This is a genomic window from Enterovibrio nigricans DSM 22720, from assembly GCF_900167155.1.
GTDB lineage: Bacteria > Pseudomonadota > Gammaproteobacteria > Enterobacterales > Vibrionaceae > Enterovibrio > Enterovibrio nigricans.
Genome location: NZ_FUXU01000155.1, coordinates 1 through 4,041, shown reverse-complemented (window position 1 = coordinate 4,041; position 4,041 = coordinate 1). Strand labels below are relative to the sequence as shown.

Sequence of the window (4,041 nt, the reverse complement as noted above, 5' to 3'; positions counted from 1 at the left end):
CATGAGACTACGACGATTGATGGGTGTAGCCGATCAGATCGTAGCTTCTAGATTTAGTTCCATCGATTTAAGCAACAAAGCCCCGCCTGTTAGAAGAAGTGACGGAAAATACCGACCTGTTCCCTGAGCTTCCTGAAAACGACGAAGCGAGAGATGAGTTACTCAAATCCTCAGAGTATCGTGTCGCGGCCATGGTTGATGGTCAATTCACCAGACTGAATGACCTCGCATCAGTGCAGCAGGGCGATCCTATTTATTTCAACGAGTCTATTGAAGCGGTGTCTCAGTTGTTGGCGTACATGCGAAGGCTGACGGATGCGCAGCACGTAGGTAAAGCCGCGTTGGAAGCGACAAAATCCCGTTTGATGCTTAACGATACGGATCCTATCTATGTACTTCAGCAGGTCTCCGACGGTTTACCGCCACCATACAACACCATGCTGCATACGTTGGCGCAGGAAAGCTGGTTAGTCATTCAGAAAGATGCGTTGACCTATTTAGAAGAGAAGTGGGATGAGGAAGTTTACGAAGAGTTTGCCTCTAAGCTAGCGTCTCGTTATCCGTTTAATCAGCGTTCTAAAAAAGATGTAGCGTTGGAAGATTTCGAGGCTTTCTTTGCACCGGATGGCACCTTATCTCAGTTTTACAATAACGACCTATCTCCACTCATCAATAACGCCAGCAGTTTAGATATTCAGGCGGATGATGGTGTAATCGGTAAGGCGTTCTTAAAACAATTTGAAGCGGCCAAGACCATTCAACAGGCGTTTTTTAATAGAAAAGGTGTGTTGGACGTTGCGTTTTCTATTGAGCCCGTAGAGTTGAGCCCCAACCAGCGTCGCTCGGTGATCAACGTTGATGGTCAATATGTAGAATATAGCCATGGCCCGAGGAAGAATATTGAGCTGATATGGCCAAACACATTGCGGAGCGAAGCGGTTAGCCGAGTGACCTTGGTCCCGATATCGATTAATCAGTCACCGAGAAGCGTTTCCGTGAAGGGGCCTTGGTCATTCTTCCGGCTCCTGGACAGTGCAGAGGTTGTGAGCTCCAGTGCAACCAGTGTGGATTACGTATTTAATATTGATAATGGGAACGTGAAGTATCGCCTGCACTCAGAAGAAGACAGCAACCCGTTTACCATGGCGATGTTTAAAAACTTTAAGCTTTCAAAAGCGATGTACTAACGCACTTTACGGCGTTATGTAGTGAGCAAAATGGTTAGGGCGAGTAACTCTTTGAGGCGTTACTCGCCTTGTCTGATAGATATGCTTATCTCGTAGCAGTAGCAGTAGCAGTAGCAGCAATGATAATAGTGCCCAATAAAATACCTTTTGGCGGTAAAGGCTGAGGAAAGTGTACAATTGCAGCCTGACCATTGTTTGATGTCACCTATGAAAATTGCTGATACACCTGTTACCTCCCATAGCTATTGCAACCATACCTTTTACCTCAAGCGTGATGATTTGCTTCATGCTCATTTCTCTGGCAACAAAGCCCGGAAGCTGATGAGTTTACTGGCGTATGAAGACCCATCCGTCACTCACCTTATTGGCTATGGCTCACCGCAAGCTAATTCCTTGTTGTCACTGGCCGCACTGGCAAGCTTAAAAGGGTGGCAGCTTGAATTTTACGTTGACCGAATACCTGAATGGTTGAAAAGCACGCCGATTGGTAATTATCGGCAAGCGTTAGCGTTGGGGGCGAAAGTTATTCCAGTCTCCGAGGTTTGTGAACAAAATATGCACCCTGAAACCTATATTCAACGCCACCGATTGGACGAGAGTTGCCTTTTCGTACCCGAAGGTGGACGTTCGCCTATTGCGGAAGAGGGGGTGGCGAAGCTTGCGGATGAAATTGCTGTTTGGGCGGAAAATCAGGCCGTTGAACGACTGGTGGTTGCTTTGCCATCAGGCACTGGAACGACAGCATTGTTTCTGCACAAACACTTAAAGCCAAAAGGTATAGAGGTGGTGACTTGTGCCTGTGTCGGCGGTAAAGATTACTTGATAAAGCAGTTTGAAGAATTGGGGGAGCAGTGTTTTCCGACGATTTTGGAAACAGACAGAAACCACCATTTCGGTAAGCTTTACAAAGATGATTACGAAATTTGGCACGCTCTCAAAGAGAAAACAGGCGTGGAGTTTGAGTTGTTGTACGATCCGCTAATGTGGCATTGCTTATTGGATTGGCTGCCGCAACAACCGGATAAGCAGCTTCTCTATGTTCATCAAGGTGGATTGATGGGTAACGAAAGTATGCTGCCAAGGTATCGGCGCAAGTTTGGTGATTAATCGGCACACTGAAAGAGGTCATTTTGAATTTAGTCACCCATGGTGCTGATATTAATGGTGAATGCTCAGAATATGCGTGTAATATCAGTGCCGAAATATTTCTCTAATCGTGTTTTAAGGATTTCAGTCAGTGTTTGCACAAACGCTTAAACTCGCAACGCAACGTACTTGGCAGGCGAAAGCGGCCATCTCAAAAGCCATTGCTATTCCGCTTGTATTGTCTTACTTGCTTGATGTTGCTGTTTACCAAAGTAAAAATAGTGATTTAGCCATTCTTAGCAGTTTTGTTGCTTTCGCAATGGCGATCTTGGTGGCAATCAACGTGCACCGTGTGCTTTTGTTGGGGAAAGCATCAGTACCGAGCTGGGGACGAATCACGTTTGGTGCTATAGAGCGTAAGTTCGTTGTATATACGCTGGGTTATACGTTCTTTATGATCGGAATGGGCGTTTTGGTCTACGGATTCAATATGTTTGTTGAGCCATTTGGCTTGATTCTGTCGCTCGTGGCTATTATAGGTTTTGCACTTGTTTCATGCCGTTTGTCCATTATTTTTCCTGCGATTGCAGTGGGTGACGATATTTCTGTGAATGCGGTTTGGCAAAAAACGGAAGGAAAAACGGCCCAGCTCTTTTTACTGTTAGGCGTATTTCCAATTCTGGTGGGCGTGATGACCCAGCTTGTGTCTTTTTTAGGGCTTTATATGCTGGATTTGCTGGTGGGCTACGTCGCGATGGTGTATTTCATCGCCATACTCTCCTTCGCATATGAGCATTTGTCTGAAGGCAGTCGCGACGATAATCAAGACGTAACTATTGAACTGTAAAATGGTCCAAAAGCCGAGTTTCTCTCGGCTTTCCCTTCTCTAGATACTGCACCGAATTCCGCTTTTTGCTTTCTCTCCTTGTCGCATTGGCATGTCGTCAATCACATTGACCAACTCATTGATATTGACTTTGCTTTGCCAGCGAAATTTTTCCGTTCCATCTTTTCCAATTAAAACCGCGACATGTTCTTTTGTGGTGATACGAAACCTTTCTACGAGACGGGTAATATCCTGGGAAGAAAAGATCCCTTTTGAATCAGTCATTGAGCCCATGTCCAGAACGAGAGAGTGGAGGTTGCGCTCGTTCATCTGGCAATCGTGCATGAGCATCTGCTGTTCGAACGCTTTAGAGTTGTCGTCTTCACTGGGCGTAAAGTACATCAAGGTACGATGTGGATGAGAAACGGCGTAGTAAGGGTATGAATAAGAGGCAACAGGCAAACTCAGCAAGAGTAGTACGCTGATGCGCAAAAGCCGTTGCATCGTGATTTCTCTCCGTGAGGGCTCATCATTTTTTTGCATGACGAAAGCCTAGTCTTTTCCTTTCCTTTTTGCATCGTTATACATGATGGTGCACGGTATATTCCAAGTACCTAATATGGTGCGGCGCCTAGGAGCCTCTGCACCAATCTAGTGGGTGAGCGTTTCCCTCAATATTCCTTTCGCTTGTTTTCTTCCTTTCTTTATTTATCAATTTCATAAAGTTGCAATTTATATACGAGCCATATCACCAATGTGGCAAGGCTTTTGCTCCGTTGTTCCGCATGTACTCATAAGGAGCAGTTGCAATGAACGGAAAGAAGGTTGCATTAAATTGGGTAAGTGCATTAGCACTTGCGGGGGGCTTTGTTGCTTAATTCGGTTGGAAGACATGGCAGCCTAAAGTTGTTCGGTTCTTAAGCAATATACTGAGTTTCAGGC

General features: G+C 45.5%; 4 protein-coding genes. 3 read left to right on the top strand and 1 reads right to left on the bottom strand.

Features of this window, described 5'->3' with window-relative positions; genetic code table 11:
- Positions 1-98 precede the first annotated feature (98 nt).
- From B5D35_RS22920 to B5D35_RS22910, 3 genes are all read left to right on the top strand, one after another.
- On the top strand, positions 99-1,187 hold the full coding sequence (locus B5D35_RS22920; RefSeq protein WP_244556722.1) for a type VI secretion IcmF C-terminal domain-containing protein: 1,089 nt from the start codon (positions 99-101) through the stop codon (positions 1,185-1,187).
- A 207-nt stretch (positions 1,188-1,394) separates the two neighbouring features.
- A complete protein-coding gene (locus B5D35_RS22915) occupies positions 1,395-2,294 on the top strand; it encodes a pyridoxal-phosphate dependent enzyme (RefSeq protein WP_078754720.1) in 900 nt (299 codons plus the stop codon).
- A 130-nt stretch (positions 2,295-2,424) separates the two neighbouring features.
- On the top strand, positions 2,425-3,120 hold the full coding sequence (locus tag B5D35_RS22910; RefSeq protein WP_078754718.1) for a hypothetical protein: 696 nt from the start codon (positions 2,425-2,427) through the stop codon (positions 3,118-3,120).
- A 39-nt stretch (positions 3,121-3,159) separates the two neighbouring features.
- On the opposite strand, the gene B5D35_RS22905 is transcribed toward B5D35_RS22910, so the two are convergent.
- Complete coding sequence (locus B5D35_RS22905) at positions 3,160-3,603, bottom strand: DUF4174 domain-containing protein (protein WP_078754719.1); 444 nt, start codon at positions 3,601-3,603, stop codon at positions 3,160-3,162.
- Between the last annotated feature and the right edge of the window lie 438 nt (positions 3,604-4,041).

Coding starts and splice junctions, on each gene's coding strand:
- B5D35_RS22915 (WP_078754720.1), top strand. CDS start 1,395: ATGAAAATTGCTGATACACCTGTTACCTCCCATAGCTATTGCAACCAT.
- B5D35_RS22905 (WP_078754719.1), bottom strand. CDS start 3,603: ATGCAACGGCTTTTGCGCATCAGCGTACTACTCTTGCTGAGTTTGCCT.